Origin of the sequence: Pseudomonas sp. B2M1-30 (genome assembly GCF_025447575.1) — a bacterium.
Taxonomy (GTDB): domain Bacteria; phylum Pseudomonadota; class Gammaproteobacteria; order Pseudomonadales; family Pseudomonadaceae; genus Aquipseudomonas; species Aquipseudomonas botevensis.
The window spans coordinates 101,953-126,422 of the sequence record NZ_JAOEJT010000014.1 but is presented as its reverse complement, the minus strand read 5'-3'; the positions used below and the strand labels follow the sequence as shown (position 1 = coordinate 126,422).

General features: G+C 59.9%; 32 protein-coding genes. 4 read left to right on the top strand and 28 right to left on the bottom strand.

All coding sequences use genetic code 11. From position 1 onward, the window contains the following. Positions 1 to 127: 127 nt before the first annotated feature. The 27 genes from N8H74_RS23905 to N8H74_RS23775 form a co-directional block, all read right to left on the bottom strand. Positions 128 to 448: a phage tail assembly protein gene (locus N8H74_RS23905; RefSeq protein WP_262150783.1), complete on the bottom strand. Its 321-nt coding sequence runs from the start codon at positions 446 to 448 to the stop codon at positions 128 to 130. Between the two features lie 12 nt (positions 449 to 460). After that, entirely contained in the window at positions 461 to 964 is a 504-nt protein-coding gene (locus N8H74_RS23900) for a phage major tail tube protein (RefSeq protein WP_262150781.1), read from the bottom strand. Between the two features lie 12 nt (positions 965 to 976). Continuing rightward, positions 977 to 2,143: a phage tail sheath family protein gene (locus N8H74_RS23895; protein WP_262150779.1), complete on the bottom strand. Its 1,167-nt coding sequence runs from the start codon at positions 2,141 to 2,143 to the stop codon at positions 977 to 979. A gap of 82 nt (positions 2,144 to 2,225) precedes the next feature. Continuing rightward, on the bottom strand, positions 2,226 to 2,681 hold the full coding sequence (locus N8H74_RS23890; protein ID WP_262150777.1) for a phage tail assembly chaperone: 456 nt from the start codon (positions 2,679 to 2,681) through the stop codon (positions 2,226 to 2,228). 2 nt (positions 2,682 to 2,683) lie between these two features. Continuing rightward, positions 2,684 to 4,648, bottom strand: a complete 1,965-nt coding sequence (locus N8H74_RS23885) for a phage tail protein (protein WP_262150775.1) — start codon at positions 4,646 to 4,648, stop codon at positions 2,684 to 2,686. Continuing rightward, on the bottom strand, positions 4,645 to 5,250 hold the full coding sequence (locus N8H74_RS23880) for a phage tail protein I (protein ID WP_262150773.1): 606 nt from the start codon (positions 5,248 to 5,250) through the stop codon (positions 4,645 to 4,647). The genes N8H74_RS23885 and N8H74_RS23880 overlap by 4 nt, the downstream gene beginning before the upstream one ends. A 1-nt stretch (position 5,251) precedes the next feature. Beyond that, positions 5,252 to 6,136: a baseplate J/gp47 family protein gene (locus tag N8H74_RS23875; protein WP_262150771.1), complete on the bottom strand. Its 885-nt coding sequence runs from the start codon at positions 6,134 to 6,136 to the stop codon at positions 5,252 to 5,254. Next, on the bottom strand, positions 6,133 to 6,459 hold the full coding sequence (locus N8H74_RS23870; RefSeq protein WP_262150769.1) for a GPW/gp25 family protein: 327 nt from the start codon (positions 6,457 to 6,459) through the stop codon (positions 6,133 to 6,135). The genes N8H74_RS23875 and N8H74_RS23870 overlap by 4 nt, the downstream gene beginning before the upstream one ends. A 5-nt stretch (positions 6,460 to 6,464) precedes the next feature. Further along, on the bottom strand, positions 6,465 to 6,695 hold the full coding sequence (locus N8H74_RS23865; RefSeq protein ID WP_262150767.1) for a hypothetical protein: 231 nt from the start codon (positions 6,693 to 6,695) through the stop codon (positions 6,465 to 6,467). A gap of 53 nt (positions 6,696 to 6,748) precedes the next feature. After that, a complete protein-coding gene (locus N8H74_RS23860; protein ID WP_262150765.1) occupies positions 6,749 to 7,336 on the bottom strand; it encodes a phage baseplate assembly protein V in 588 nt (195 codons plus the stop codon). Next, positions 7,333 to 7,869 (bottom strand): hypothetical protein, encoded by a 537-nt coding sequence (locus tag N8H74_RS23855; RefSeq protein ID WP_262150764.1) that lies wholly within the window; start codon positions 7,867 to 7,869, stop codon positions 7,333 to 7,335. Before N8H74_RS23855 ends, N8H74_RS23860 begins: the two co-directional genes overlap by 4 nt. A gap of 4 nt (positions 7,870 to 7,873) precedes the next feature. Beyond that, positions 7,874 to 8,530 (bottom strand): hypothetical protein, encoded by a 657-nt coding sequence (locus N8H74_RS23850; protein WP_262150879.1) that lies wholly within the window; start codon positions 8,528 to 8,530, stop codon positions 7,874 to 7,876. Further along, positions 8,527 to 8,841 carry a hypothetical protein gene (locus N8H74_RS23845; protein WP_262150763.1) on the bottom strand — a complete coding sequence of 105 codons (315 nt, stop codon included), beginning with the start codon at positions 8,839 to 8,841 and terminating at the stop codon, positions 8,527 to 8,529. Before N8H74_RS23845 ends, N8H74_RS23850 begins: the two co-directional genes overlap by 4 nt. A gap of 2 nt (positions 8,842 to 8,843) precedes the next feature. Continuing rightward, a complete protein-coding gene (locus N8H74_RS23840; protein WP_262150761.1) occupies positions 8,844 to 9,056 on the bottom strand; it encodes a hypothetical protein in 213 nt (70 codons plus the stop codon). A 1-nt stretch (position 9,057) separates the two neighbouring features. Beyond that, positions 9,058 to 10,089, bottom strand: coding sequence for a major capsid protein (locus tag N8H74_RS23835; RefSeq protein ID WP_262150759.1), 1,032 nt, complete (start codon positions 10,087 to 10,089; stop codon positions 9,058 to 9,060). 12 nt (positions 10,090 to 10,101) lie between these two features. After that, positions 10,102 to 10,452 (bottom strand): head decoration protein, encoded by a 351-nt coding sequence (locus tag N8H74_RS23830; protein ID WP_262150757.1) that lies wholly within the window; start codon positions 10,450 to 10,452, stop codon positions 10,102 to 10,104. 12 nt (positions 10,453 to 10,464) lie between these two features. Next, a complete protein-coding gene (locus N8H74_RS23825) occupies positions 10,465 to 11,697 on the bottom strand; it encodes a S49 family peptidase (RefSeq protein ID WP_262150755.1) in 1,233 nt (410 codons plus the stop codon). Between the two features lie 2 nt (positions 11,698 to 11,699). After that, positions 11,700 to 13,307 (bottom strand): phage portal protein, encoded by a 1,608-nt coding sequence (locus tag N8H74_RS23820; RefSeq protein WP_262150752.1) that lies wholly within the window; start codon positions 13,305 to 13,307, stop codon positions 11,700 to 11,702. Between the two features lie 2 nt (positions 13,308 to 13,309). Beyond that, on the bottom strand, positions 13,310 to 13,525 hold the full coding sequence (locus N8H74_RS23815) for a hypothetical protein (protein ID WP_262150750.1): 216 nt from the start codon (positions 13,523 to 13,525) through the stop codon (positions 13,310 to 13,312). Positions 13,526 to 13,535: 10 nt separating this feature from the next. After that, positions 13,536 to 15,425: a phage terminase large subunit family protein gene (locus N8H74_RS23810; RefSeq protein ID WP_262150877.1), complete on the bottom strand. Its 1,890-nt coding sequence runs from the start codon at positions 15,423 to 15,425 to the stop codon at positions 13,536 to 13,538. Between the two features lie 43 nt (positions 15,426 to 15,468). Then, a complete protein-coding gene (locus tag N8H74_RS23805; protein WP_262150748.1) occupies positions 15,469 to 15,993 on the bottom strand; it encodes a terminase small subunit in 525 nt (174 codons plus the stop codon). Positions 15,994 to 16,125: 132 nt separating this feature from the next. Beyond that, entirely contained in the window at positions 16,126 to 16,464 is a 339-nt protein-coding gene (locus tag N8H74_RS23800) for a phage holin family protein (RefSeq protein ID WP_085701142.1), read from the bottom strand. A 527-nt stretch (positions 16,465 to 16,991) separates the two neighbouring features. After that, on the bottom strand, positions 16,992 to 17,351 hold the full coding sequence (locus N8H74_RS23795; protein WP_119739013.1) for a hypothetical protein: 360 nt from the start codon (positions 17,349 to 17,351) through the stop codon (positions 16,992 to 16,994). Continuing rightward, positions 17,344 to 19,560: a VapE domain-containing protein gene (locus tag N8H74_RS23790; RefSeq protein ID WP_262150744.1), complete on the bottom strand. Its 2,217-nt coding sequence runs from the start codon at positions 19,558 to 19,560 to the stop codon at positions 17,344 to 17,346. The genes N8H74_RS23795 and N8H74_RS23790 overlap by 8 nt, the downstream gene beginning before the upstream one ends. Beyond that, on the bottom strand, positions 19,550 to 19,777 hold the full coding sequence (locus tag N8H74_RS23785) for a TraR/DksA family transcriptional regulator (RefSeq protein WP_227233039.1): 228 nt from the start codon (positions 19,775 to 19,777) through the stop codon (positions 19,550 to 19,552). Before N8H74_RS23785 ends, N8H74_RS23790 begins: the two co-directional genes overlap by 11 nt. Next, complete coding sequence (locus N8H74_RS23780) at positions 19,770 to 20,288, bottom strand: phage regulatory CII family protein (protein WP_249490060.1); 519 nt, start codon at positions 20,286 to 20,288, stop codon at positions 19,770 to 19,772. The genes N8H74_RS23785 and N8H74_RS23780 overlap by 8 nt, the downstream gene beginning before the upstream one ends. Positions 20,289 to 20,619: 331 nt before the next feature. Then, positions 20,620 to 20,880 (bottom strand): hypothetical protein, encoded by a 261-nt coding sequence (locus tag N8H74_RS23775; RefSeq protein WP_262150737.1) that lies wholly within the window; start codon positions 20,878 to 20,880, stop codon positions 20,620 to 20,622. 79 nt (positions 20,881 to 20,959) lie between these two features. Between N8H74_RS23775 and N8H74_RS23770 the strand changes: the two genes are divergently transcribed. Further along, the gene (locus N8H74_RS23770) at positions 20,960 to 21,691 is read left to right on the top strand and encodes a S24 family peptidase (RefSeq protein WP_262150735.1); all 732 of its coding nucleotides are present in this window, start codon (positions 20,960 to 20,962) and stop codon (positions 21,689 to 21,691) included. A 17-nt stretch (positions 21,692 to 21,708) separates the two neighbouring features. On the opposite strand, the gene N8H74_RS23765 is transcribed toward N8H74_RS23770, so the two are convergent. Further along, positions 21,709 to 22,698 (bottom strand): DUF2806 domain-containing protein, encoded by a 990-nt coding sequence (locus N8H74_RS23765; protein ID WP_262150874.1) that lies wholly within the window; start codon positions 22,696 to 22,698, stop codon positions 21,709 to 21,711. Positions 22,699 to 23,077: 379 nt separating this feature from the next. Between N8H74_RS23765 and N8H74_RS23760 the strand changes: the two genes are divergently transcribed. The 3 genes from N8H74_RS23760 to N8H74_RS23750 all read left to right on the top strand — a co-directional run bounded on the left by N8H74_RS23760 (position 23,078) and on the right by N8H74_RS23750 (position 24,444). Further along, positions 23,078 to 23,668, top strand: coding sequence for a hypothetical protein (locus tag N8H74_RS23760; protein WP_262150733.1), 591 nt, complete (start codon positions 23,078 to 23,080; stop codon positions 23,666 to 23,668). Positions 23,669 to 23,683: 15 nt separating this feature from the next. Beyond that, on the top strand, positions 23,684 to 23,968 hold the full coding sequence (locus N8H74_RS23755; RefSeq protein WP_262150731.1) for a phage antirepressor KilAC domain-containing protein: 285 nt from the start codon (positions 23,684 to 23,686) through the stop codon (positions 23,966 to 23,968). 158 nt (positions 23,969 to 24,126) lie between these two features. Further along, positions 24,127 to 24,444 (top strand): pyocin activator PrtN family protein, encoded by a 318-nt coding sequence (locus tag N8H74_RS23750; RefSeq protein ID WP_262150729.1) that lies wholly within the window; start codon positions 24,127 to 24,129, stop codon positions 24,442 to 24,444. Positions 24,445 to 24,470 lie beyond the last annotated feature (26 nt).

Sequence of the window (24,470 nt, the reverse complement as noted above, 5' to 3'; positions counted from 1 at the left end):
GATGGATGGGGCGGCTCAGTCCGTGAGCCACCACACGATTTCGTTGAAGGGCATGGCCGTGATCTCGGCTGCAGAGAAACCGGTCTCTCGGGCCAAACGCCTGGCCAGCCCCTTCAACGTCGGTCCGTCAAACCTCGTCGTCCTGGACCAGACGAAAATAGCCCTTCTGCAGGCGCATGTAGTCGACCAGCTTGAGGGCCATCAGATCCGCCTCCGGGGTCTGGGTCAGCGAGGAAAACAGCGACATTTCGCGCTTTTCTTCGTCGCCGTTGCAGGCGGCTTGCGCGGCCCGGATATCACGCACACATGGCGCGCGAAGGGTCAGTGTGTCGACCAGCACACCCGACAGTTCGGTGGGGTGTCGCAGCGAGACACGAAACCCTTCCTCGGTCAGGTGAAGCCAGGATGGGAGATTTTTTTCTGGTGTTGCTTGATTCGGTTGAGTCATTTCTTCGTGTCCTTAAAGGCCCAGGGCCGTACGTTCTTCTGCAAGTTGGTCGACGCCGTCAACGACCAGCACCATGCCCAGCATGTCGATCTCGTAGATCACTCGACCACCGACCTCGAGCTTGTAGTAAGTCAACGCCATGTTGTGTTTGGTCTCGGCCTTATCACCGGCCTTCCAGTCGCCCATGTCGACTTCCTTGATGCCACCACGCATCGTGACGATCACCGGGGTGACCTTGCCCTTCAGCCCTTTGAACGAGCCTCGGAACACCGCGCTGCAGGCGGTGCGGTCAGACAGGCCGAAGAACTTAAGTGCTTCACGGCGCACACCGTTGGTGGTGAAACCGGCTTCGAGCTTTTCCACGCCGGTCGGGATCTCGACTTCGCCGGCCATGCCGCCGCCTCGATAGGGATCGGTTTTCAGGACCACCTTGGGCAAGGTGAGGCTCGGCATTTCGCCGGCAAAACTGACGCCGTCGATAAACCCGACGCAGTTGGAGAGAACTTCAGGAATCATCAGGGTGCCTCCTTAGGCAGGTTCAAGCACTTCGGTCATCCACTCGTTGGTGACCTCGAAAAGGAAGTTCGGGTTTTCAGCCGGCGGCACGTCGGTGAAGCGGATCCGCCAGTACACCTTGCCCTGCTCGATCTGGCTGGCCGTGTTCAATTCGTGATCCGGAAACACCTCGAAGTTGATCACCGCGCCTTGGTTTTTCAGGTCGCGCATGAACGCTTCCAGGCCATCGGTGACGTCCTTGACGTAGGTCTTGGTGATCGAGCGGTCGACCGCCCATTTGTGCCCGGCCTGTACCGCGTCCATGAGGATGAACAGCGTCCGTACGCGGGTAACAAACGCCCATTTCGGATCGCTCGACAGCGTGCGGTTGCCCCACAGACGGAAACCGTCGTCACGAATGATCGTGGTGATATTCGCGTTGTTGAGCAGATTGGCCCGGCAGGTTTCGTCGCCGTCCAGATACTCAACGGCGCGCGTGGTGCCGGTGATGCCGGTGAACTCCTTGTTCGACGGCGAGGCCCAGAAACCGTAAGTCGCATCGGTCCAGGCAAACAGACCGGCCGTCCACGCAGAGCCCGGTGCATCCACCGTTTTGCTGTCCCCGGTATCCCAGAACTGCACGCCCGGATCGACCATGAACAGGTTGCGGCTACCGAAGTTATCGGCGTAGGCCATTGCAGCTTCGTCGGTGGTGCATGGCCCATCGATGATGCCGATGGCGCGCAGCTTCTGTGCCAGGCTATCAATCGCCGTGGCCACCGCCTGCGTGGCCGAATGACCCGGTGCGATCAGCAAGCGGGGCTGCGCGTTGAACAGGCTTTTGCCATCGAGCAGTGCCTGCAGACCGGTACGCTGACCGGACGCCAGAACACCGCCGATAATGGCCGAGGTCTGCAACGCCGGGTCGTCCATCTTCGGCACGCCGATGGCGACGATTACTGCCTTGGCCTTGGCGTAAATCGCCTTGCAGGCCTTGGTGATCGCTGAATCGGCGCCGAACGCTGCAATGGCTTCACGCTCGGTGGTGATCAGCTTCAGCTCTCCGGCCTTGGCCGTACCGCCGCCCACCAAGCCAGGGCTGAAGGTGTCGCACAGGCCGATGATCGATGAGGACGGCAGCGAGATAGTGCGCGCGCCGGTATCGACTGCCGTGGTTGTGACGCCGTGAAAGAAACTCATAAGACTCGTTCTCCCGAAACGAAAAAGCCCCGCATGAGCGAGGCCGTGAGGGTTGTCGTGTTGTGGAATGAAAAACGCCCCGTCAGCGCGGGGCGTTACCGGTTTGCTCGGCCAGCCAGGCCGGTGCCGACGGTCGATGTTCGGCGAGCGGGAATTGCTCGCCCTGAGGCCAGTCGCGCAACTGCCGACGGTAGGCTTGCAACCCGGCATACTGTTCGGCGGTGAGCGAGGTCTCGCGCCTCTCTTCCAGCTCGTCGCGATGCCGGGAAACCAGCGGGTCAGTCAGTGTCAATTGCGCGTCACGCCACACCCGCTCATTCGCGGCCACTTCGGCCGGCTCCAGCGGGGGCGGATCGACCAGAATGGGATGACCGTCAGGCCGTGACGACACCATTTTGGGGCTGGTTTCCAGCTCCTTTAACAGCGCCCGCCAGGCACTCGCGGCGATCTCCACCACGTCCGCTGGCATGTCAGAACCGTGCATCTCCACCGTGTAGGCCCCGCGAGTGGACGGACTGAAATAAATGACTTCATTCATGATTAGAACCCTATCGCCAGCCAGTACACCGACCAGCTAGGTTGAACACTCGCCGGCTGCGCAATTTTCAAGGTGCAGCCCGCTTTTGTGATGGACTCTGCAACAACGCAACCCATGACCGGCTGGCCCCCGCTATGCAGCAACATGATGCTACGCACCCCATTGGGAAACGCCGTCTGGAACGACACATAGACGTTGCCGTTTGCGTCGGTCGTCCCTTGCCCCCACTGGTCAATGCGACCGTTTGGACTTTTGGAAAATCCAGCCACACCGCCACTGCTGGCCACGAACAGCGGCGAGTATTTCAGTGCGGAATCCCCACCTTCCAGCACCCAGCCCGTGCCATCGTTCAAGCGGCGAAACACCGCCATTGACGATGGCTGTAGCGCAATAGGGCCAGTCAGACCCGACAGCGTAAGCAGCGTTTGAGAACCCTTGGCCTGAACCGTCAAGCCGACTGTTGTACTGGCCAGCACCGGGAGAAGACTTCCCACTGGACACGTCCCTGCATCAGGCAAAACCAACGTCGCGGTAGTGCCATTGACCACAGTCAATTTCCCAACATCCGCCGAGGTCATGGTCGACGTACTGCCGGTGTAAATGGTTGAACCGGCATAACTGCCTAGCGACCGCTGCACAAATTCGGTTGTTGCCAGCGCCTTGCTGATGTCGAACTGCGGCCGTGTCTGAAAGTTCTCGCCCGTCATGACCCCGGCGTAACGCAACACCAGCGTGCCACCGATCAGCCGCCACTGATCCGAGGTGCGAATAAACTCAGCGGTATCGCCAATCGCCAACGGGATAATGCCAAACCCCCCGTTAACCGACGTCACCGCATCACCAGCACTCGGCACCACCGAAAGCCCACCAGAACCCGCACAGACCAGCGTAACCGACGCCCCTACAGGAATTCCCGCCAATGGCGGCAACGTCGCAGTGAGAGCTGCGGCGCTGTAGAAACTATGCACGCCGCCGACATGCGCCGCGGCCATCACCAGGCTGGCCGTGGGAGTGGTAAAGCCTGAGAACTCAACGCCGCGACGCCTCAGAAACTCAGTGGTGGCGAGCGACTTGCTGTTGTCGAACTGGCTCGCCATCGGCGCGGTAGGGTTGCCGGCGAAACTCGGCGACAACAACCGGGCAAAGCCGTCGGTGATGTCCTTGAACGTCAGCGCCGTAGTGCCCACAACAATCGGGCCATCCGTCACCAACTGCCAGATGGTATCGGCCTGCGTCGTACCCGACTCGACCGCCATTGTCAGGTTGGGCGTCACCTTCACGTTGCTGTCGGCATCTTTAGCCCGCGTCCAGGCACCGAGCGCCACCACATACGGGCCATTCTCCTTGGCGGCGGCCTGATTCTTCACCAACACCCGTTCGCCCGCGACCAGGGCAACGCCATCAATGGTTTGCAGCCCGACCAGCGCGACGTTGGCCGTGGTCGCCGCGCGAACCGATTGCTTCACATCGAGCTTGGCCAGCTCTTCCAGGATGCGCGAATCGACATATTCACGGGTGGCCAGCACCACCGCCGGATCGATCTTGAGCGCGATCTGTGCGGTGCTGGAGACGATCAGGTTCATCCGCACCACCTGCGTGCGGCCAGAACCTTGCGAAAGTACAGGCTTATAAGTCGGGGCGCAGTTGGCCACCGCCACCAGATCCCCGTCCGCGTCGTACAGACCGACCTCGCGGATCCAGCGGCCGCCCTCGTCGGCCGGAATGACTTGCTCGGCCACAATGACAGCCGCGTTGACCGGATCGAGTCGGAGCTGATTCAGCGGCCGGCGACGCCATTCGTTGATCAGTTTGGTTTGCTTGGCACTAGGCTGAGGGTCTGTATCGTTCGCATCCCCCACGCCCATTTCGGTGATATTCCAGGGCACGCCCAGGACGTTGGCGTTCGCCAGTTTGGCCGCCCCCACGTCCGTAAGGATCGCGAAAAACTTAGAATTCGCATCAATCATGAATAAATGTCCAGAGTGTCAATGGAGTGTTCACAGCCAACGACGCCGAAGCTGCCGCTGACTTCGATGTCGCTCATTTCGGGCGGGTAGATGTCGAGTTCGTCGCCGTCGTACAGGGACACACCCACATGCAAACGACCTTGGGTTTCGAGGCTGATGGCCAGCCCCGTAAGCTGTCGGCTGACGGGTTTGGCGTCATCGATCAGGCGCTCCAGCTCCTGATACATTTCCTCGGTGATACCGGTATCCAGCACACCAACCTTCAGTGCGAAGGTTCCGGGCACGCCTTGCGGCACCGTGTTGAACCATTCGACGATCTCGATCAGGTAACCCAGCGGTTCGACCACTCGACGCAATGCACCGATGGTGCCCTTGTGCTTGTGGATGAAGAACGAGGATCTGATTGCCCCGCGCTTGACTGACTCCGACCAGGCCGGATCCCAACGGTCAACCGACCAGGCCCAGGCCAGATGCGGCAACAGATGCGGCGGGCAGGTATCGGGGTTGTATAGGGTGCGCAGCGGAATCAGTGTGGTTTCGGCGAAGGTCGCCTCGATCCCCTGTTCCAGGGGAGTGCTGTTGAGGGGCAAAAGACTGCGCATTTCAGCCTCCCAACACGACGGTGTAATCGGTGCAGTACGCGGCCTGCGCTTTAGTCGGCTTCAGATCCTGCCAGCCCATCAGCTCCACGCGCGCCACGCCGGCTACATGCAATTGCGCATCGACGCCGGACCGGGCCACCTCGACACCGAGGCGTCGGCGTGGGTTGATCCAGGCCGCAAGGCGTTTTTTCGCCTCGACGAGTGCCGCATCGTTCTCTGGGCCGGCACCTTTCATGTGCAGCACGGCGTCGATGCGATACCGCAGGATCTGCGCACCGCGCACCGTGACGCGGTCACCTACCGGGCGCACGTCGTCGTCATTTACAGCGGTGGCGACCAGGCTAAGCAAATCGGGACTGGCAGTGCCGTCGCCTTCCAGCCCCAGCACCGTGACGTCAACGCAGGCCGGCGACGGGCTTTCAGCCGTGGCATCGGCCACCAGCGCCGAAGCGTTACGCGCGTGCAGGATGTAGCTGTTACGCGGCCCCGCCGTGGTCAGCCCCTCATAGGCCAGTTGTACACGCTCACGCAGAGCGTCATGCGACTCCATCACCACGTCGACCGGCGGCACCGCCAGCGGGTCAGCCGGCTGTATCACCAGGCGCTTGAGGTTGACGTTTGCCGCCAGGTGATCCAGATCGGCGCCGACGGCATACGCCAGCAATTGCGCCTTGGCGGCGTCGTTGACACGCGCCCGGTTGCCGAGCTTGATGTAACTGCCGACCTCCAGCAGCTTGGTGACCGGATCGCTTTCCAGTGAAGCCGTCCAGTTATCACCCATATGGCCGCGAAACACGTCCAGCGCTTCGCTGTACACCTCTTCAAAATCCAGCGGCTCCAGCACGTCCGGGGCCGGCAGTTCCGACAGATCCACCAGGGTACTCATACCCACACCTCCATCGTGCCGCGCACACCGAGGTATTCGCCGCTGATCTGTATGTTGATTTGGCCGCCCAAGACGGACAGCACGCGTACCCGCTCCAGCCTCAACCGAGGCTCCCACCGGCCAAGTGCGCGAGCCGCTTCTGCCTGCACGGCGCTTTTCCAACCCTCGTTAACAGGCAAGTCGACCATGCGCCGCAGCTTGCTGCCGTACTCCGGACGCTCACGCCGGCTCATCAATGGCGTGCCGAGGATGTCCCCGATGCACTGGCGTAAATGTTCGATGCCGGATATGGGTTGCCCGGTGTGGCGATCCATTCCGATCATCGGGACTACTCCTTGAGTTGCTCGAACTCGGCTTGGGCCTTGAGCGTTTTGAGCGCCACATCGTCGGCGCTATCGACCGTGACCTTGTTTTTCGCCACCGCGAGCGTGCGCCCGTCCGGCAGGACGACAGTGCGCGAGGTGTAGAGCATGTCGCGAAAAGTCACCGTAGAGGGCGTCAGCACCTGGCTGACTGGGGAGGACTCAGATGCAGTTGAATCATCTTGATGTTTGGCCATGGGAACTCCAGGCATGAAAAAGCCCGCACGCAGCGGGCTGAATAAAGGTTGAGTTAGTGCTTGTGATGGTTGTCACTTTGGCCGGCGGCCAGAATGTCAGCATCGCTGGTGATGCTTTGGGTTGCGTGCAGCGGGCCGTTGATGTTGACCGGCCCTTTGATGTTCACAACGCCCTCCAGATCGATCGTTCCGGACTTCACGGTGACGGCGTTGTCGGTCACTTCAGCCAGGGTCGCCCCGACCTTGATGGTAACCGTGCCGGTGGGCAGGGTGATGCTGTAGATGCTGTCCTGCCAGTCGTAGACCAAACGCCCGCCATCGTCGAAATGCCAGACTTCGACGTGATTGCGATTATCCGGCGGCGCGCCGCCATTGCCATAAAGACCAGGAATGAATGTGCCCTGCGCCACCTCGCCGCTGGCACTGATCAAGGTGCCCTGCTCGTTCAGGCTCGGCGCTCGCCAGTGCCGGGCCTTGCCGGCGGCAACACTGTGCCAGCGCACCCAGCCGCTGACCCATTCCCCGTCCGATACCCGACACACCGGTGGTGAAGCGGTCAGATCTACCGCCACCACGTAACAGTCCTTGACCAGGCCGGCGAGCATACGATCATGCTGAGCGCTCACGTAGCCGCCACTCATGGCAGATTCTCCGGTGCAAAATACTTGTCCTTGTTGGCCAGCCCAGCATCCGGCTCGACACCTAACAGCAAGGTGCCCGGTGGCTGATCTGGCCACGGCCACTGCGCTTCGCCGAGGTAGATCTGCTGGGTCCACTCCACGACCCAGACGGTGTAGCCGTCCAGCTCCGGCTTGGTCCAGTCCGGCATGGCCTGCACGAACTCGGCCGGCTCGACCTTCACACCCCAGCACTGCGTGCGCAACAACACGGCCAACTGCCCAGCAATGAACACCGCTTGCCGATGATGATCCGCAGCGATGGGGTCGGTAATGACCCGCGCCTCGAACTTGCAGTTCAGTCCAGTCTCGCCGGTGCCTGGATCAAGACCCGGCTCCATCTCAGCCAGCTCGACCAGCACCGCCGGCAACGCAATGCTGCCTTCGAGGTCCGGCCATGTAGCGACAGTCCGGACACCTGGCAGGTGATCTTGAATGTGCTGCTCGATGACCTGATACAGCTGGTCGAGACTGAACGGGACTTCTGTTTCTTCCATCACGTCATTTCCCTTTCAGGCACTTCTGCAGTTCAAAGTTCAGCTCCTGCTGCAGGACATGCAGTAGCTGCTCGTCGGCCTTGCGCACCCAGCTCTCGAAGTGCGGGCGGGCCTGTTCCAGCGAAACTTTGGCCTTGGCCAGGGGGAAGCGGTTGTCGTGTTCAGCGATCCAGCCCGAACTGACAACACCGACCGCGCTGACGTCGCTGTCGGGGTAATCGGCGGGATTGAAGTGCTTGCTGGCCGTGCGGATCCATATGTCGGCGCTGTTGCCGTAAACCTTCTTGAAGAACGCCCCCTGAAAGCGGTGCCCCGCCACGGACACACCGGATCGACTCTGCCGTGCGCGGCCGATTCGGCTGGCCTCAATAGAGTTGAGGCCAAACCACAATTTGCCGCTGTTGGCCCCGCCGCTGACCGGGTAAGCCCGCAGTCGCTGCCGAACGGCAGCGACTGCAATCCGTTCTTGCCGGCCCACAGCGCGGGCGATGTGCGTAGCGAGCCAGCGCAGGGTTTTATTGATTGCCCGGCGCTGGGCGTTCGCCGCCGCTTTTGGCACCAGGGCGGCGAAATCCTGAAAGGCTTTCAGGTCTGCCGCCGAGGTTTGCAGCGAGATCATCCCGCCGCCAGCTGAGGGTTTGAAGTGACTTCCGACGCTCATGCTTTGGCCCTCAACAATAACGCCACCCAACCGGTGCCATCCGGCTCCAGTTTCACCAAGTCATATTGGCCGCCACCGTCCTGCACCGGCAGGTCGATAATCACCAACTGACCCGGTGCGACCCCGCCTGCGTCGATAACGCGGATCTCAAACTGAGGCTCCCGCAATGCGGTGTTGATCCGCCCCATACGCGGTTGCAACCAAGGCGCGGAAAAGAAGCCGGCGATCTCCCGACCACCGACCATTCCCACATCGCCCAAGCCATCCAGCACCAGGGAATCCATGTCGTCGCTCAACTCACGAAAACCCACGGTCACTCACCGTTAGCGGCGTCGGCGGCCGCGTCAGGATTCTCTTGCAGCAGTTGTTGCGCGCGCGAATCCTTGATGTCAGCGATACGCCCCTCGGACAACAGGGCGTCCGCTACTTCCTTGCTGGGTGGGTTGTATGGTTGCCCCTTGAGCACTACGTTACGACCGTCCTGCACGCAACCGTCGATCACCAGGTATTCGGCTCTCTTGGCCATATCACACCACCTTGGCGTAGATGAAGGCGTCCGGTTCCAGCAGGCCGGCCAAGGCAGCACTCTGCAGCTTCAGCCAACGTGCGCTCGGCTCTTGGGTAACCCAGCTTTTCGGAAAGCGCGCCGCTTCGACCAAGCCGCTTTCCACGGCTTCCAGGTCCTGAATCGCGCCGTAGAGCATGGCGTTGCGCGTCGAGGTTGAGCCAAGAATGAGGCCGCCGGCCGGGATCATGGGCAATTCTTCGTCGTCGTCATCGGCGAGATACCACTCGTCATAACCGTACAGATCGACGCCTGGATCGTTAAGGTAGCCCAGGTAGGTCACGCCATCGGGCAACTCCTCGGGCTTGATCATTCCCATGTCGACGCGGCGCGTGTTGAGTTGCTTCATGACCGTCGCATTGGACTGGAAGGCGTCCAGCGCTTCGCCGCTCATGGCCACCGTGTTGGCCGTACGTCCAGAGTCCTTGGCGATCTTACGTTTCCAAGTGCGCAGGTTGCCGATGGGGTCGCTCTCAGCCGTGTTCCATTGCCCACTGCCGAGACTGATTCTGTGGTCGTTGGCCATCAGGAAGTCGATGGTGTCGTCCACGCCTTCGCCGATCACGCGAACCTTGCCGGTGGTCAGCGCCTGGGCGCACATCCACTCTTCGCGGCGGATGATCTCGTCGTCGAGGTCACGCAGATCCTTGCCCAACAACTGGCCGGCACGTTCCAGCGGAGTGCGCGTGGAGAAAGGGTTGTCGCCAGCCGAACGCTTGAGTACCAGCTCGGCCGTGGTTTCGCGCTTGGGCTGAATGTACGGCGGCGAGTAGGTGCTGGTTGTATAGCCTTCACGCAGTGACAAGCTGCCCGGCAGACGTGGATTCACAAACGGCGCCATCTTGCGCTTGCCCTTGATGATGTCGATGTCCACAGTCTTGGTCGGGAACGTCACTGGACTGCCGCCGTTGAAGAAGGTGTTCAGCAGAAAGCGGCGGGCGGTCGGCATTTGCTCGACCGCTTCCAGCATGGTGCGGGTGTCAAAGATATCCATCGGAAACTCCGGTTAGCGAATGAACAGGCACAGGGCACGCAACGAGGCTTTAGCCTTCGCCACAGTGAGTCCTTCGCCGAGGGTGAGTTGGGTGGCCAGCACTTCGCCGGTCAGTCGGATCGGCGCCATCTGTGCGCCAGAGGTGGCGTCTGTCGCCTGATCGAGGATCGCCGAAGGCACCTCGGAGCCATCGCTGGCTGCGGGCTTGCACAGCGCGTACTCGCCGCTCGCCTTGACCTGGCCCAGGACGGCACCTCGCGGAAGGTTCTGGCCAGCGGCGATCACAGCGATGTCGATCATCACGGGGAATGCGCCCGCCGAAAGCTGCTCGGGCACGTAGGTTTGGCGTTCTGGGTTGCTCATGTTCTTCTCCTGTCAGCGGCGCGAGGCGCCCACGACAATGGCGTTCACCACGGCTTTGCGTTCGCCCTGGTCATCGTTACCCGTTGGGGTCGAGGTGGAGGCCCCGGTGGCGTCGGACTTGATCGCGTTGAGCGAAATGCCGCGATCCTGCGCTACCTTGAACAGTTGCAGCGCGGTGGCCTCGACCGAGGTGCCGGCATCGATGGCGGCAGCGATCTCGTTCTCGAACCCCTTATTCGCCAACGCGTTGATGCCGGTGATGCGCTGTCGCTCGGCAGTAGCGCCCTCTTCGCGACTCTGGGTGCGGATGCTGTCCAGATCCGGCTGGCTGGCCTGGGCAATCTGGATGGTTTGCGGATCCGTGCCGGCGGCCAGCGCCTCACGCAACTCCGCCGTGCTGCTGACGGTGGTCATGTTGAATTTCCTCGGTTGGGTTGCGGCCGGTTTGGCCAGTTCGGTAATCAGTGTTTCGAGCGAACCTAGCCGGTGGGCCAGGCCTGACTCGACGGCGGCGGCGCCGACGCGTAGTCCGCCGAAGTCGCCCATCTCGGGAACGCGCTCCGGATCCACGCCCAGGTTTCGGGCGACCTTGGCCACGAACACGTCGCCCATTGCGTCGACGGTTTCGCCGACCTTGGCCCGGCCTTCTTCGGTGCCTAGATCCACCCGTTTATTCGGTGCGTTGCGGCTGACGATCTGGTAACGCTTGCGCCCGCTCGTAGCCTCGCCCTCCACCACAGCCTCGACCACGACACCGATGCTGCCGGCGAGCGCGGTCTCGTCGATGACAATCTCGCCGGCCGCCGAAGCGATCCAGTAGGCCGCGCTGGCCCCCGTGCCACCGATGTAGGCGACGATGCGTTTACGGTCGCGGGCAGCGTGGATCTGGTCAGCCAGCTCATTGATGCCGGCGGCTACGCCGCCTGGGCTATCGATGTTCAGGATGATTGCGTTGACCTTGGAATCGTCCAACGCTGTTTGCAGATCGGTGGCCAGCACCTGGGTGCTGGTCGCGCCACTGATCTCGGTGAAGAGATTGGCGTAACGGAATACGGGACCGACCACCGGGATGATCGCTACCCCGTTTCGCACGCTGACGTTACGGCTGTTCTCCAACCGCATGCCTGTACGGGTCTCCAGCGCCGCCGGGTCACCCATTCGGTCTGCGATGGTCAGCAGGTTGTCCAGGGCGCCGGGCAGCATCAGCCAAGGCTGCGAGGCAGCCAGCTCAAATGCGCGGGGCATGGTTATTCCTCGATGGGGTTATTGGGGGGTGTTTCCTGCTCGCGTCCTTTGGGCAGGACATGCAAGCCATCCTTGCGCCGCTGTTCGACTTCGCGCACGCGTTGTCGGTAGACCTGCTGCCACGGCTCGCCAGTCATGGCGGCGGTCTCAAGCGTCTCGTTGCTGACGCCGATCTCGATGCGCTTTCCGGCGGCGTTAGCCTCCTTCAATTCATCGATAGCGCCACGGGCCGGACCGATCCAGATCGCTTGGCAGTAGGCCTTGCGTTTGGCGGGATCGGCATAGCCAGGCAACCTGATCAGCCCACGTGCCACGGCCTCATCGATCAGCAGCTCTCGGCTGGGCTGGCAGAAGTCGCAGATCAGCCACCAACGACGGAGGCTGTAGAAGCGCCACGCCTGCAGCATCGCTGCACGGGCCGCGCTGTAGCTGCTGCTGTAGTGCAGCAGCAGCTCTTCCATCGGCTGCTCCAAGGCCGCGCCGATCTCCTTGACCACGGCGGTAAAGAACGGATCGAATTGCGCATTGGGCCGTGCCGGGTTGGCAATGACCGGTTCCTCTCCTTGTCCCAGGTCGACAATCGCACCCTCGCCCAGCGCCAGTTCGCCATCCCCGGTGCTATCACCGCCAGGACCATCGCCTTCGTTGGCCAGCGCTGTCAGCGGTAGATTCCCAACCTGAAAATCGTTGGTCTTCTTGATGAACACGGTGAACATGGCCGAGATGACCGCCGCCATCAGTTCGGCGCTGCTGTAGCGTTCCAGCTTCTGCAGTGGCTCCAGCACCGGGGCCAGGTACGGCGCGCCTCGCTTCTGCCCTGGGCGCTCCTTGTCGGCCATGACATGCATGACTCGGCGCCTGCCCGTAGCATCACCGAACGCTGGCAAACGCTCCCATTTGAGCGCTTGGCCGGCGGTGTGCTCGTTCGGGTAACCGGTACAGACGTGATAAGCCAACGGAGCGCCGAGTCTGTCGAATTCGACGCCGTCCACCAGGTTCGCGCTATCCAGCTGTCCAGCCGGATTGCATACCCGATCCGACTCGATCAGTTGAAGCCGTGTACTGAACACGCAGCCGGGACGTTCGTCGTCGGGGCTGGCAATCAATACATCGCCACCGACCATCGACGAGACCATGACCAGGGCCTGCAGTTGGTAGTGATTGAGAGTCGCTTCCGCGTCGCACTCACGTGGATCATCGGCATATAACGACCAGAGCCGGTCGAGCTGGGTATTGAGGTCCTCGGCCTGCTCCTCACTCAAACCGAGCGCCGCGTGATCAATCTGCGAACGGCAGACCAGGCCGGTGCCGACTACGTTGGTACGCAGGCGAGTGATCGCCGCTCTTGCGATCAGGTGATTACGCATTGCATCCCGCGAACGAGCCACCAACATGCGCCGCTCGTTTTGGTCGAGGTCGCGTCGCGGGCTGCCGAGGCCGGGTATCCAGCTGGCCATACTGCGCAGCACGCGGGAGGCACCGCGCCAGCGCGTCTCGACACCACCCCCACCACCTTGAGCGACAATAGGTCGGGCCTCGTTTGCCGACTTGGCGAGCTTGATCGCCTCACGCATCAGCAACTCGGCCGGGTCTTTTCGAAAAAATCCCATAGTCAGATCTTCATGTAGGAGATGCGGCTACGGCCGCGTCCCTGTTGTTGGGCCTGTTCCAGCGCAACCTCCTTCGCGTATTGCTGCTCGAGAAGGCGAAGGCTGTTCAGCTCGGCGCGATACAGTTCGCGATCCGCACGACGCAAGCGCTGGCCTTTCTTCAGGACGTCAGAGATCGCCGCCCGGACTTCCGCGAGGCGCTGTTGTGCGTCTGTCATATTTGTTTTCCTAGTAGCCCGCGCGACTGCGGGTGCCCCGCCCACGAGCGATGGCTCGGCGCGGTATCGGTGCGACCGGTTGTTCGGTGGTGAACAGGGTTGGCTGTAGCAGTTGCTGCTCCAGTTGGTCCCATTCGTGATCCCGCAGCAGGTGGGTTTTCAGGCTGCGAGCGGCGTGTAGTGAATACACTTCGCAGTCGAGCGCTTCGTTGCGACGGCCCGCTTTCTTCTGCCACACCATCTTGCTGGGGGTGCGCGGGTGCGGCGCCAGCACTTCGTTGGTGAGCTGCTCGTAGTAGTCCGAGCGGATCTCACTGTACCAGTGCATTCGGCCAGGCCCTGCGCCTTTCAGCCGTAGTCGGCCGTCGATCAGGGTCTTAGCCTTGTGGGTGCCGACGATGAAGACTCGCAGACCGTACTTAGAGGCCTTGGTGTTGTCCTGCGAGGTGTCTACCGATTGCGAGGGCTTGGTGAAAATCTCCTTGTCAGCGCTGTCCTTGGAAGCACCCTTGATCGCCATGACGTTGTAGCGCTGGCGATCCCGAACGTAGGCATAAACCGCATCGCTGGTGTTGCCGTCGGAGCTGTCGATGCTTACCGCCGACACCGCCAGTTGGGCGCCGCCCTCGGTGGGAATCGGCTGGGAGATCACCCGGTCCAGTTCCTGCCAAACAGCATCATGCGGATCGATGGGGTTGCCATGAAGCTCACCCCAATACAGCCGCCATGACTCTTCGCCACGCCCCCACCCGGTGATGACCAGTGCCAGGCGGTCACCCTGCACGTCGACACCCACGGTGACCAACAACACACCTTTGGGTGCTGTCAGTTCAGCGTAGGGCTCGGCGCGTTTTTCCAGTTCATCGGTCTTCGGCGCGTCACTCTGGTACTCGTAACTTTCACCTTTGTTGCTGTTGACGAAGGCGATCATCGGGCCAATGTTGCCTTTTGATGCTTCGTGCTCCGCGCCGAGTTGTTTCTTCATCAACTCTTCAAACCGCGATCCCCAAAACGTTGCATACAGCTCGTTGAGGATGTAGCCAGCAATCCCACGAAACTCAGCCGTGGCCGACCAACGCCCGTACTTGAGGTTGGCGTTCTTCTGGTTATCGTCCCAGATCGCACCACAGTGTGGGCAGGAGTAAAACGCTTTCTCCGGCCGCTTCTTGCCGTATACCTCGTGCAGGTACTCCGGATCCTCGTCGCAGTGCAAGTTGTCGAAGCTGAGCGCATGTTCTTGGCCGCACTCGTGACACGGCACCAATCCGACACGCTTGTCAGATAGCTCTAACTCCGCGTCGATGGCTGACAGGCCCTTGATGGTGGGCGTACCGCCGATGATGATCTTCGAGCGCCGGAAAGTTTTCAGACGCTCCTTGGCCAGCTTGATGCTGTCACCTTGGCCACGCAGGTTGAGGTTGCAGTCGTCAGGCTCCTCAATGGCTACCCGCGGCACTGGCGTGGATTTCACGCTGGCCGGACTGTTGGAGCCGACCATCTTCAGAAAGCCGCCGGGAAAGCGTTTGAAGTCCTGACGCTGCTGCAGCTTGCGACTACGCAAGTCGACTTTCTTGCGCAGTCGCGGAGTGGCCTCAATCATCGGTTCGAGTTTTTCACCGACGTACTGCTTGGCGGCTTCAGCCTTGGGGAATAGCACTAGGATCGGCGACGGATCGATGTCGATCCATTTGCCCAGTGCGTTGCCCAATACGCCGGATGTCCAGGCCACCTGAGCGGATTTGCGGCCAACGATCTCGCTGACCGCCGGATCGTCCAGTGCCTCCAGCGGCCCACCCGGCCAGGTTAGGTGCGGTGTCACGTCAAACCGATACTTACCAGGACGGGCAGCCTCTTCCGGCGCAAGCCAGCGGTACCTTTCCGCCCACTCGATAATGCTCATTCGCGGCGGTGGCGCCCACTTGCGGCAAGCGCTGCGCAGCGCCTTAGTCGCCGTCTTCTTTAAAGACCTCCGGATCGTCCGGTTCGTCAAAATCTCCATCTGACGAGGCATCATCCACGTCATAGTCAGACAGCCTCCTCAATATGGCTTCGATGGGATCCCGAATCAGTTGCTCGTCAACCTCCACGCCATAGCGTGCCGAGAGATCAGCGGCCAAATCGTCTGGGAGTGAATTGAGTAGTTCTACTTTGGCGGCGATGATCATGGCCTCGAACCGCTCTATCAGCTCTTTAGCGATGACGACTTCGCCCAGGTCTTTAGCCAGTGCCAGCTCTTCGCGATCGGCACGATTACGGTCAAGCCGGTCGCGGGAGGATTCTTTCTTTCCGTTGAGCGAGGCCTGCTGCATCAGCCACTGGATCACGGCTTCGGTGTCGTACTGGTTTTCCTTGCCCCGCCCGATGCCGAACTCCATTACGGGCATGCCGTCGTTCTGCCAACGGGTCAGGGTACGTTCATCACGGCCGACGATCTCGCTTAAGTCGGCCTTGCTAACAGTCCTGCCCATATCTAACCCTTTGAAAAGACGGACATCACTGCAAAATTCTCAGCTGCAGAGATCCCGCGAGTTCGCTAACCCGTGTAGGGGGCGGCCCTCGGGGAGGACCCGGAAAAATGGCACCCCCACCCGGCCGCTCCCCTAGCTGCGGTCGGTCGATGCCGACTCCGAAACGCCCAGCCGCTTGGCGGCCCAGCGTTCGTACAACCCGATGGCCACATCGGCACCGGCCATTGCCGTCAGGCAACCCAAGGCGCCCGCCGTCCAGATCGTCATGCCGGCTGCGATCATCAGCATCATCGCCGACACCCCGCAGACAATGCAGGCACCTGACCGAAGCGCAAGGCGGCGCAACAACGCCCAGCCCCGCGCCCCATCCTTGTCGGCTCGCCACATCTCCCCCGATACGCCGCCGACCAGGGCCAGGACGATCACTAACCAGATCGGCATCTCTGCCAGCGCTTGTTGCTCGTTTGTCATCGCCAACCCCTAAACGCAAAAACCCGGCGCAATGGCCGGGTTTGGTGGTGTGGTGCCTGCCGCTCTCTGCGGTCGCACCTATCGAAGATGACTACTTTTTACAGGTCGATTCCGGTGGCAGCAACCCCGGTTTAATGCCACCCGGCGAATATGTGGGTAACACCGGGTGAACGCCTAGCGAATGTCGGCGAATATCCCACCCCGGCATTCTGCCTTTTCGGCGGCGTCCCATCTGTCCCACCATTCGGAATCGAAGTGGGACGCCTGAGAGCGCCTAAATTCGGGGCTTCACCCCACAGTCCTACTTCTCTCTCTCCCTTCTCATGTAAAGGAAGAATCTTAAGGAACACGCGTGCGCGTGAAACGCGCGTACTGCTGCCCGCTACGCTCACACGGGCGGGAGGCACTTTGTAGCGGGACGGTGGGACAGCCCAATAACGACAAGGCCCGCACCTGTCCCACTGCATCAAAATGCAGCGGGACAAGACGGGCCAGTGGGACAGCAACAGCCGGACGAATGCCAGGGGTCACGCAGCCAACCCCATCATCACTCCGAAGATCTGCAGGTGTGCCTCATGCAAACGCTGGTAGTACGTGTCACGACCGCAGCCGCAGTGCGCGTAACGCAAGCGCATATCAACGTCGAGCGTGCAGTAATGCTCCCGTACAACCGTCACCAGCTCGGGCGCCAGATGCTTGGTCACGATCAGCTCGATGTCGAGAGAACTCTCCAGCGGCGCACGGAAGGCCCGCCGCCCACGGATCAGTTGCCCATTGCTCTCCATCATCATGGCAACCATATTCCCCCCAGCAAGCCCCCCTTTCGAATGTTCGGAATGCAGCTCCTGAGCCCACAAACGAAGCAGCGAATCGATCTCCTTAATCAAAGCAAGGCTCCTCAATCGGTTCCCGCTTCAACGCCGAAGCACCGCCCCACCCTGCAGGCTTCTTGTAAGCCCACGGCCGCTGACCACTCTTCACCAACGGAGGTAACCGTACTCGCCGCCACCCCAACCGATGCAAGATCACCCCAACCCGCATCTGCTCCGGCTTGCCCCAATGCCCGAAGTCCAACTTCAATGCACTGGTCAGCACATCACTGCCGGTGGTGGTCTCGCCGATCTGCGACTCTTCCAGCCAAGTCAGAATTGGACCTTCCCATTCGTCCACCACAAAGCGCTCGTCCTGCTCCTCGCCGAACATTGCCGCCTCATCCAGCGTCACCCACCAGAGATCGCCCGCGTCGTAACAGAACACCGCTTCGGCCCACAGCTGATCGCGCATCGAGCGCAACAACTCCAGATCCACCTTGGTACACGCCACCGGCCAGTATCGCCGGTTACCGGTCGCGTCCTTGAGGTACTCGTCTTGGTTAGTCGTCCCCACGAACACGCACTGACGCGGTACGTCCATCGTGCGACGACCGTAGCTCTCGCGGTAGGTGTCCGTGGACGCCGAGAAAAACTGCTTGGCCTTGGTGCTCTCGGCCTTGTTGAAACTGTCCAGTTCGCCCAGCTCGACGATCCACTTGCCCCGGATCGCCTGAAAGCCATCCTTATCGCCCAGGGCGAACGGCGTATCCATGAACCACTCGCCGCCGAGAATGCTCATCGCCGTCGACTTACCGGCGCCCTGCGCCCCCTCAAGGATCATCACCGAGTCAGCCTTGCAGCCCGGCTTCATCACCCGCGCCACGGCCGACAACATCCAGCGCTTACCGACCTTGCTCGAGTAATCGGAGGCCTTCACACCCATGACATCCGTGAGCCAGCTTTCCAAGCGCGGCACGCGATCCCATTCAAGCTTGCGCAGATACTGCCGCACCGGATGAAACGCATGGTCATGCGCAACAACGCTCACCGCCTCGATTACATGCGACGCCTTGACCCGCAAGTTGTACTGCTGCGCGAGCCACTTCATCACCCGCACATCATCGATGTCCGCCCAATCGCCAGTGCCACCGCCATACGGTGCCGCACGCAGCTTCACGATCTTCGAACTGAAAGCGCTGTAACTGATCACCCCGGCCCAGCGTTCATCGTTGGCTAGGATCAACTCGACGTTCTGCATGTGCGCGATCAACGCCCCGCTCTCGCTGCGAGCCAGCAAGTCTTTCCAGCCACCAGCAGCCGGCGGCTTGACCACCGCCAGCACCTGACGGCGCACGGCCTCCAAACCTTCGGCGACATGCAGGTCGTTGAAGTCGGTCCACTTGATCTCACGCTCACCGGAAAAGATCGGCGCAACCACCTGGCCACCGACGATCAGCGCCGCATTGTTGGCCTTCTCTTCACCAGGGTTCCAGGCATCACCGTTGGGCTTCGTGGTCTTCCAGTCATCGTCCCGGCAGATAATCAGCGGGCAGCCGGCGAAGCGCTCACGCATCGCCTTACACACCACCAGCAAGTTGCCGGCGTCAAACGCAATGGCCACGGTCAGCGACGTCGCCATATGCAGGCTTGCGCCCGTGGCGTAGCCCTCACACACCAACACCGGCTCACCCGGATCCGGATGCGGACCGATCAAGTGAAAAGCGCCCTCCTTCGACATCCCATAGGGCCAATACGTCTTGTCCCGACCGGTGTCTTCCTGCTTGGTTGGAAACACCACCTGCAGGCCGACAATCTCGTCGCGCACGTTACACATCGGCACCAGGAACGCGCCAGTTCGCGGTGCATACCGAACACCGATACCAACGATCTGCTTACGATCCAGATAGTCGCTTCGGCCTTTCTCCGGCATGCGCTTGAACATCCCTGCCGCACGCTTGGCCGCACGACGCGCCGCACTGGCTGCGATCTCCGCAGCCCGGCGCTTCGCCTCCTCCTGTCGAGCGCGCATGACCTCACGCTCTTCCGGCGACATCCGTCCGGCCTTGACCTTGATCTTTTGCGACTCACCCGAACGCCAATCACCAAATGCGCCGAAAATCAGCGTCTCACCCTTCTCGGTGCGATGCTCATGGGCGATGTACCAGCCGTTCTTTTCCTTGCCCTTGTCCTGCGCTGTTTTGCACCGGGTCAGCTTGCCAAACACCAGCGGCTGCGCAGGCTCAAGACCGTAATCCGCGAATTGCCCCAAGACATCATCGAGCATAAATGGCCCCCAAGATCTCATCGACCTCTTGGCAGCTCACGCATTGTGTACACCCAGGAACAGCGATGCGGCGTCCCTCAGGAATCGGGTTTTCACAGTTCTCACAGAACAGAAACGAATGCGCCGCCAAAGCGGGCTTGGCGGCGTTGCGTGCAGCGAGCGCTTGATCAATACGCTCTTGCACCAGGTCATTAGCGAAGTCAGCGATATCAGCCACGATCAACACCCCGCGTCGTCTGGTTGACGTACGTGGCGCGGTTGAACAGCCCCAACAGCCCCTGAATCCCACGAAACACCTGCAGACGAATCGCGGCGAGTTCCTCATCAGTGACGACACCGTCACCAATGCTCTTAGCCCAGGTGTCCGCCAGATCCGCCACCTTGCGGAAGTATTCCGCGATACCGGTGGTCAGCGTCTCAGGCATGTCATTGGTGTACGCCTCGGCCAGCTCCTGCCAAGTTGTGTCACCGACCAACGCATGCACTGCATCCAGGATGCGGCGATCCTTGGTCAGCTCCAGAATCTCGCCGAACTCTTGGATGTTCACCGTGTGGCTTGGGTGGGTTGGGGAAAGCTTGTGCTGCAGCGTGGTCGCATTTCGGCCAGTGGTGGCGGCGATAGCAGCGGCGCCGCCGGGGTAGTCCCGTGCGGCATGGTAAAGCGCGAGATCGAGCGGCAAAACTTCCCGCTGCGCCCGGTCTAGAGAGCTCAGAATGATACGGCTCATGGCATTAATCCTTGTAAGTTGCCAGTGCCGCGCGACATGCAGTAGTGATACATTTGCCGCGTGGCTTGAAAGGGCCCAAACGCCGGCTAGATCTTCGGGATCGATACCGGCACCGTGCCGGGGCGAACAATCCGTTGTTCACCCCTGGCGCAACAGCTGCCCAATCTGTGGTGGAAAAGGCAGCAACACCAAGGCTTCCGAGCCTTGGAAAAGCGCGATAAAGGGCGGTGGTTGCATGTGGTGTGCCCACCTACCTTTATCGCGTCCCGGCAGCGCTGTGGTGGTGCGTGTCGGGAGGAACTGGGCGACCTTTTGGTCGCCTTTTTTCTTGCTACGCTGCAGCTTTGTGAGGGGCCGAAGCGTTTAACAGCCAAGCAGCTTGAAATGCGTTGCCCTTCTGTTTAGCAGCAGTCGCTAACAGCTCGGCATACTTGGTTTCACCTGTGTAATCCGTTCTCGGCAGGCATGCAGCCTGACGCCATTTGTTCAGAGCCTGATAGCTGCGATCGCATACCTTGGCGGCGGCCCCAATGCCGCCCACTGCTTCAAAAGCAAACGCAATCGCGCTCGGAAAATCTGCGGGGTCCAACATGACAACCTCTAATTATCAACTTTCGGTTGATGTTATAGATCAACTGACTATTGCGCAACCTCTATGAGACCCTCAACCTATGGTTGATAAAAACTCTCTCCGCGCAGCTTTCAGCGAGCGCCTACACGAAGCTCTCGACGCCGCAGGTGTGCGAGCCCGTGGTCGAGGTGTTGACATCCATCGCCAATTGAAGAGACAAGGCGTCAATAAGACCACGCAGGCGATTAGTAAATGGTTAAACGGAGAAGCAATAGCAGAGGCCGATAGCATGTCCGCACTTTGCTCATGGTTGAAGGTTCGTAGAGAATGGTTGGAATATGGTGTACTCCCAAAAGAACAAGTTGGAGATACTAATGTTCACCAAATCAATATCGGCGATGCCAGCAATGTGACCGAGATTAACCATCGCTTCGGCAAAGTACCGCTCATTTCTTGGGTCCAGGCCGGTGCGTGGTGTGAGGCCATCTCAAACTTTGAGAGCTATGATACGGAGTCATGGCTGTCCTGCCCTGTCCCTATAAGCGCACATGGTTATGCGCTGAAAGTTCTAGGTGACTCTATGACCAACCCTGGTCCAGGCCGGAGTTACCCAACCGGCTGTATAATATTTGTGGATCCTGAGGCCGAGACAAAAACCGGGGATCGAGTAATTGCTAGAGTACCACGCACAAATGAAGCGACATTTAAAATCCTCGTAGAGGACGCAGGACGGCAATTTTTACGCCCAATCAATCCGCAATATCCAATCATTGATATTACGGAGGAAACACACATTTGCGGAAAGGTTGTAGGTTCCTTCATCCCGGAATAAAAAGTCAACGGCCAATATCAATCCGGTGTTATTATTTCTTGGTTCTCAGGAACCATAATATACTCACCGGATCTATGATACTCACAGACCGTGACTTTAAAATGCATTCTTGCAATTATCTTACCCACTGCCCTGATGTAGTCAACATCGTCAGGAAGCCGTCCGAGCGCAATGATTTGTTGCCCCATTGGAGTAATACGGTACGCCTTTAATTCTAAACGGTTCGCTGAAAGGAGACTCTTAACGGTCAAACACAGTTTATCCGCGCGTAACTGCCACTCAAGCTCTGCATCAGTAAGCTGCATTGACAACGGAACATTATTTGTCAATCCCCCTGATGCAACTCCAGATAAAACTCCTAAATCTTCAAGCTGTAGCAAATCTTCGAACTGACATCGTTCGTCAACTGCCTGTTTAACTAGCATACCTTGAATTTCAAAACAGGATATCTCTTCAATCAGCTTCGCCTCTGCTTGGGACAAGTTCCTGAGAAAGTCTAAGCACCGAAGAGAATACATACCAGGAGACTTTACTTCACCCGCGAGTAATCGCCCCCAAAGTCTCTGCATATCACTAGAAGAAACCTCACTCGAACAATCCCTCCAACGATACAACCAATCATCGTCAACATCATCTGCAGGTGGTTCTTGAGGATCATTAACCAACACTTCTTCAGCATACAAAATTGACTTAGCAACGTTAACTTCTTTCCTTGTAGCGTCTATCGCTGCTCTACGATAACTGCCCTCTATTAAATGAACTGCGTCAATCGTTGGCTCTAAGCGCTCCGCGATATAATTCGATTTTGCAATCTTTTTAAACTCAATTTTCCGAGAAAAATCTGATATATCTTTATTACCCTTTCTGATCTCATCAGCTTCGCGCTCTGCCTGTGCTGATATCAACTTCCCAATCCGCATCAAATCTAACTCTGCCTCTCCCACTCGGCGCAATTGATAAGGTTTCAGGTAAGATCCAATCATTTTTTCCGAAAGAGTTTCCCACATTCGACTCAACAATTGCTCTCCGTACATGGCTTTTTTCTACCCTCTACTAGATCGAATGCTAATGACGCCGGTATCCCGCTGGTGGCATTTACAAAGTGAATTTAGATCGTTTGACGGCTAGGCACAAAATATCAACTTTTGGTTGACATACAGGGTTTGCAGGTTGATATTTGCCCCACTCTCCCACCACAGAGCGATGCAAAACCATGCACACCACAGCAACCCTGCACGTCCACCCGGCCGCAGCTGATCCCTTCCGAATCTTCGAGATACGCCGCTTGGCCCGCGAGAGCGGCTGCTCATTTGTCACCAGCAAACCGAAGCAGCCACCTCGCACTGCCCCCACCCCATTTGATCCGAATGGCGGAGGGCATGCAGCATGATCAAGTACAAAATCGACAACCGCACCCTGCAGTTGCTCAACGCCCAGGTCAACCTGACCGAGACCTTCAACCATGTCCTCCGTACAGCGCCCAAGCGTGAATGCCTGGCGTTCCGCCTCAAGGTCGAACGCGGCACAGCGGAGAGCACCTTCGTCGTCGAGCTGGGCAGCGAACGCCACACGCTGACCCTGCAGAACGATAAGAAAACACACCTCAAGCTGGCCGACTTCATCGAAGAGATCGCCAACGGACCATTTGACGCAAGCAACGCCAGCGACCTAGTGCACCGCCCGCACGCCAGTCGCGAATATGGCCGCTTCGAGATCTCCGACAAGCAACGCGTGTTTGAGCTGATACGCATCGGCGGCATGCTGAGCCTCGACATGGGCTTTGACTATCCCCTGCAGGTCGCGCTGCACCGCACACAATCACGTTCGGGCGTCACCACCATCCTGAGCATCGGCAACACAAGCCCGCACACCCGGTGTTTCACCGTGTACGGGACCGATGTCGAGATCTACGGCAAGGTCACCGAGTCCATCAAGCATCTCGCTGCAGCGGCCACCCCAGCCGCGCACGCGGCATGAGGGGGGGGGAACGCCATGGAACGCACCCTCGCCCACGCCGCAACCCAACTTGGCCTCACCCGTCCAAAGCTCATCGCTCGCATGCGGGAAAAAGGCCTGCTCAACGAGAAGAACCTGCCGGCCTACCCCAACCGCGACCGCGATTACCTGCGCATCAAGGACGGCCAGTGGTACCACGACCAGCTCGGCATGCAGTACAGCCAGTCGACCCGGGTGAGACAACCCGGCATCCGCTGGCTGGCCGAACAGTTGGGCATCGACCTGCCTGCCATTCCGGCAGACAACCGTGACGTGGCCTAGGGAATACGCCCGCCAGATCATCGCCATGCGGACACGAGAGGAGCGCAACGCCGCGCTCCTCGAAGTGCCCGAACATCTGCGCGAGCTGACCAGAACCCACTGTCTGAACGCCTGGAACCACCCGGCCCGAAAACAACGCAAGGAGGCCCAACAGAGCCATGAGTAACACAGCACAAAACCCGCTGCGCCTGCATCCGGCACCGGAGTCAGCCACCGTCGAGCTGCTTTTTCGCACCTTCGGCGACGTTCTGATCCCGCTAGACAGAATTCGCGAACGCTACTTTCGCAACCTCAACGAGCAATCGTTCGCGGCCGAAATCAGCAGCGGCCGCATCCAGCTCCCCATCACCACACTGGACACCAGCCGCAAGGCACCGAAGTACGCCCACATTAGGCACGTCGCCTCACTGATCGACATCCGCGCCTACAAGGCCGACGAAGACATGCAGCGACAGCAGGACGACACCAACGAGTAACACCCACAAACCAAGCGGCTGCCACC

Bases quoted from the DNA above. Each gene is read 5' to 3' on its own strand.
- N8H74_RS23905 (WP_262150783.1), bottom strand. From the start codon at position 448: ATGACTCAACCGAATCAAGCAACACCAGAAAAAAATCTCCCATCCTGG.
- N8H74_RS23900 (WP_262150781.1), bottom strand. From the start codon at position 964: ATGATTCCTGAAGTTCTCTCCAACTGCGTCGGGTTTATCGACGGCGTC.
- N8H74_RS23895 (WP_262150779.1), bottom strand. From the start codon at position 2,143: ATGAGTTTCTTTCACGGCGTCACAACCACGGCAGTCGATACCGGCGCG.
- N8H74_RS23890 (WP_262150777.1), bottom strand. From the start codon at position 2,681: ATGAATGAAGTCATTTATTTCAGTCCGTCCACTCGCGGGGCCTACACG.
- N8H74_RS23885 (WP_262150775.1), bottom strand. From the start codon at position 4,648: ATGATTGATGCGAATTCTAAGTTTTTCGCGATCCTTACGGACGTGGGG.
- N8H74_RS23880 (WP_262150773.1), bottom strand. From the start codon at position 5,250: ATGCGCAGTCTTTTGCCCCTCAACAGCACTCCCCTGGAACAGGGGATC.
- N8H74_RS23875 (WP_262150771.1), bottom strand. From the start codon at position 6,136: ATGAGTACCCTGGTGGATCTGTCGGAACTGCCGGCCCCGGACGTGCTG.
- N8H74_RS23870 (WP_262150769.1), bottom strand. From the start codon at position 6,459: ATGATCGGAATGGATCGCCACACCGGGCAACCCATATCCGGCATCGAA.
- N8H74_RS23865 (WP_262150767.1), bottom strand. From the start codon at position 6,695: ATGGCCAAACATCAAGATGATTCAACTGCATCTGAGTCCTCCCCAGTC.
- N8H74_RS23860 (WP_262150765.1), bottom strand. From the start codon at position 7,336: ATGAGTGGCGGCTACGTGAGCGCTCAGCATGATCGTATGCTCGCCGGC.
- N8H74_RS23855 (WP_262150764.1), bottom strand. From the start codon at position 7,869: ATGGAAGAAACAGAAGTCCCGTTCAGTCTCGACCAGCTGTATCAGGTC.
- N8H74_RS23850 (WP_262150879.1), bottom strand. From the start codon at position 8,530: ATGAGCGTCGGAAGTCACTTCAAACCCTCAGCTGGCGGCGGGATGATC.
- N8H74_RS23840 (WP_262150761.1), bottom strand. From the start codon at position 9,056: ATGGCCAAGAGAGCCGAATACCTGGTGATCGACGGTTGCGTGCAGGAC.
- N8H74_RS23835 (WP_262150759.1), bottom strand. From the start codon at position 10,089: ATGGATATCTTTGACACCCGCACCATGCTGGAAGCGGTCGAGCAAATG.
- N8H74_RS23830 (WP_262150757.1), bottom strand. From the start codon at position 10,452: ATGAGCAACCCAGAACGCCAAACCTACGTGCCCGAGCAGCTTTCGGCG.
- N8H74_RS23825 (WP_262150755.1), bottom strand. From the start codon at position 11,697: ATGCCCCGCGCATTTGAGCTGGCTGCCTCGCAGCCTTGGCTGATGCTG.
- N8H74_RS23820 (WP_262150752.1), bottom strand. From the start codon at position 13,307: ATGGGATTTTTTCGAAAAGACCCGGCCGAGTTGCTGATGCGTGAGGCG.
- N8H74_RS23815 (WP_262150750.1), bottom strand. From the start codon at position 13,525: ATGACAGACGCACAACAGCGCCTCGCGGAAGTCCGGGCGGCGATCTCT.
- N8H74_RS23810 (WP_262150877.1), bottom strand. From the start codon at position 15,425: ATGAGCATTATCGAGTGGGCGGAAAGGTACCGCTGGCTTGCGCCGGAA.
- N8H74_RS23805 (WP_262150748.1), bottom strand. From the start codon at position 15,993: ATGGGCAGGACTGTTAGCAAGGCCGACTTAAGCGAGATCGTCGGCCGT.
- N8H74_RS23800 (WP_085701142.1), bottom strand. From the start codon at position 16,464: ATGACAAACGAGCAACAAGCGCTGGCAGAGATGCCGATCTGGTTAGTG.
- N8H74_RS23790 (WP_262150744.1), bottom strand. From the start codon at position 19,560: ATGCTCGATGATGTCTTGGGGCAATTCGCGGATTACGGTCTTGAGCCT.
- N8H74_RS23780 (WP_249490060.1), bottom strand. From the start codon at position 20,288: ATGAGCCGTATCATTCTGAGCTCTCTAGACCGGGCGCAGCGGGAAGTT.
- N8H74_RS23775 (WP_262150737.1), bottom strand. From the start codon at position 20,880: ATGTTGGACCCCGCAGATTTTCCGAGCGCGATTGCGTTTGCTTTTGAA.
- N8H74_RS23770 (WP_262150735.1), top strand. From the start codon at position 20,960: ATGGTTGATAAAAACTCTCTCCGCGCAGCTTTCAGCGAGCGCCTACAC.
- N8H74_RS23765 (WP_262150874.1), bottom strand. From the start codon at position 22,698: ATGTGGGAAACTCTTTCGGAAAAAATGATTGGATCTTACCTGAAACCT.
- N8H74_RS23760 (WP_262150733.1), top strand. From the start codon at position 23,078: ATGATCAAGTACAAAATCGACAACCGCACCCTGCAGTTGCTCAACGCC.
- N8H74_RS23755 (WP_262150731.1), top strand. From the start codon at position 23,684: ATGGAACGCACCCTCGCCCACGCCGCAACCCAACTTGGCCTCACCCGT.
- N8H74_RS23750 (WP_262150729.1), top strand. From the start codon at position 24,127: ATGAGTAACACAGCACAAAACCCGCTGCGCCTGCATCCGGCACCGGAG.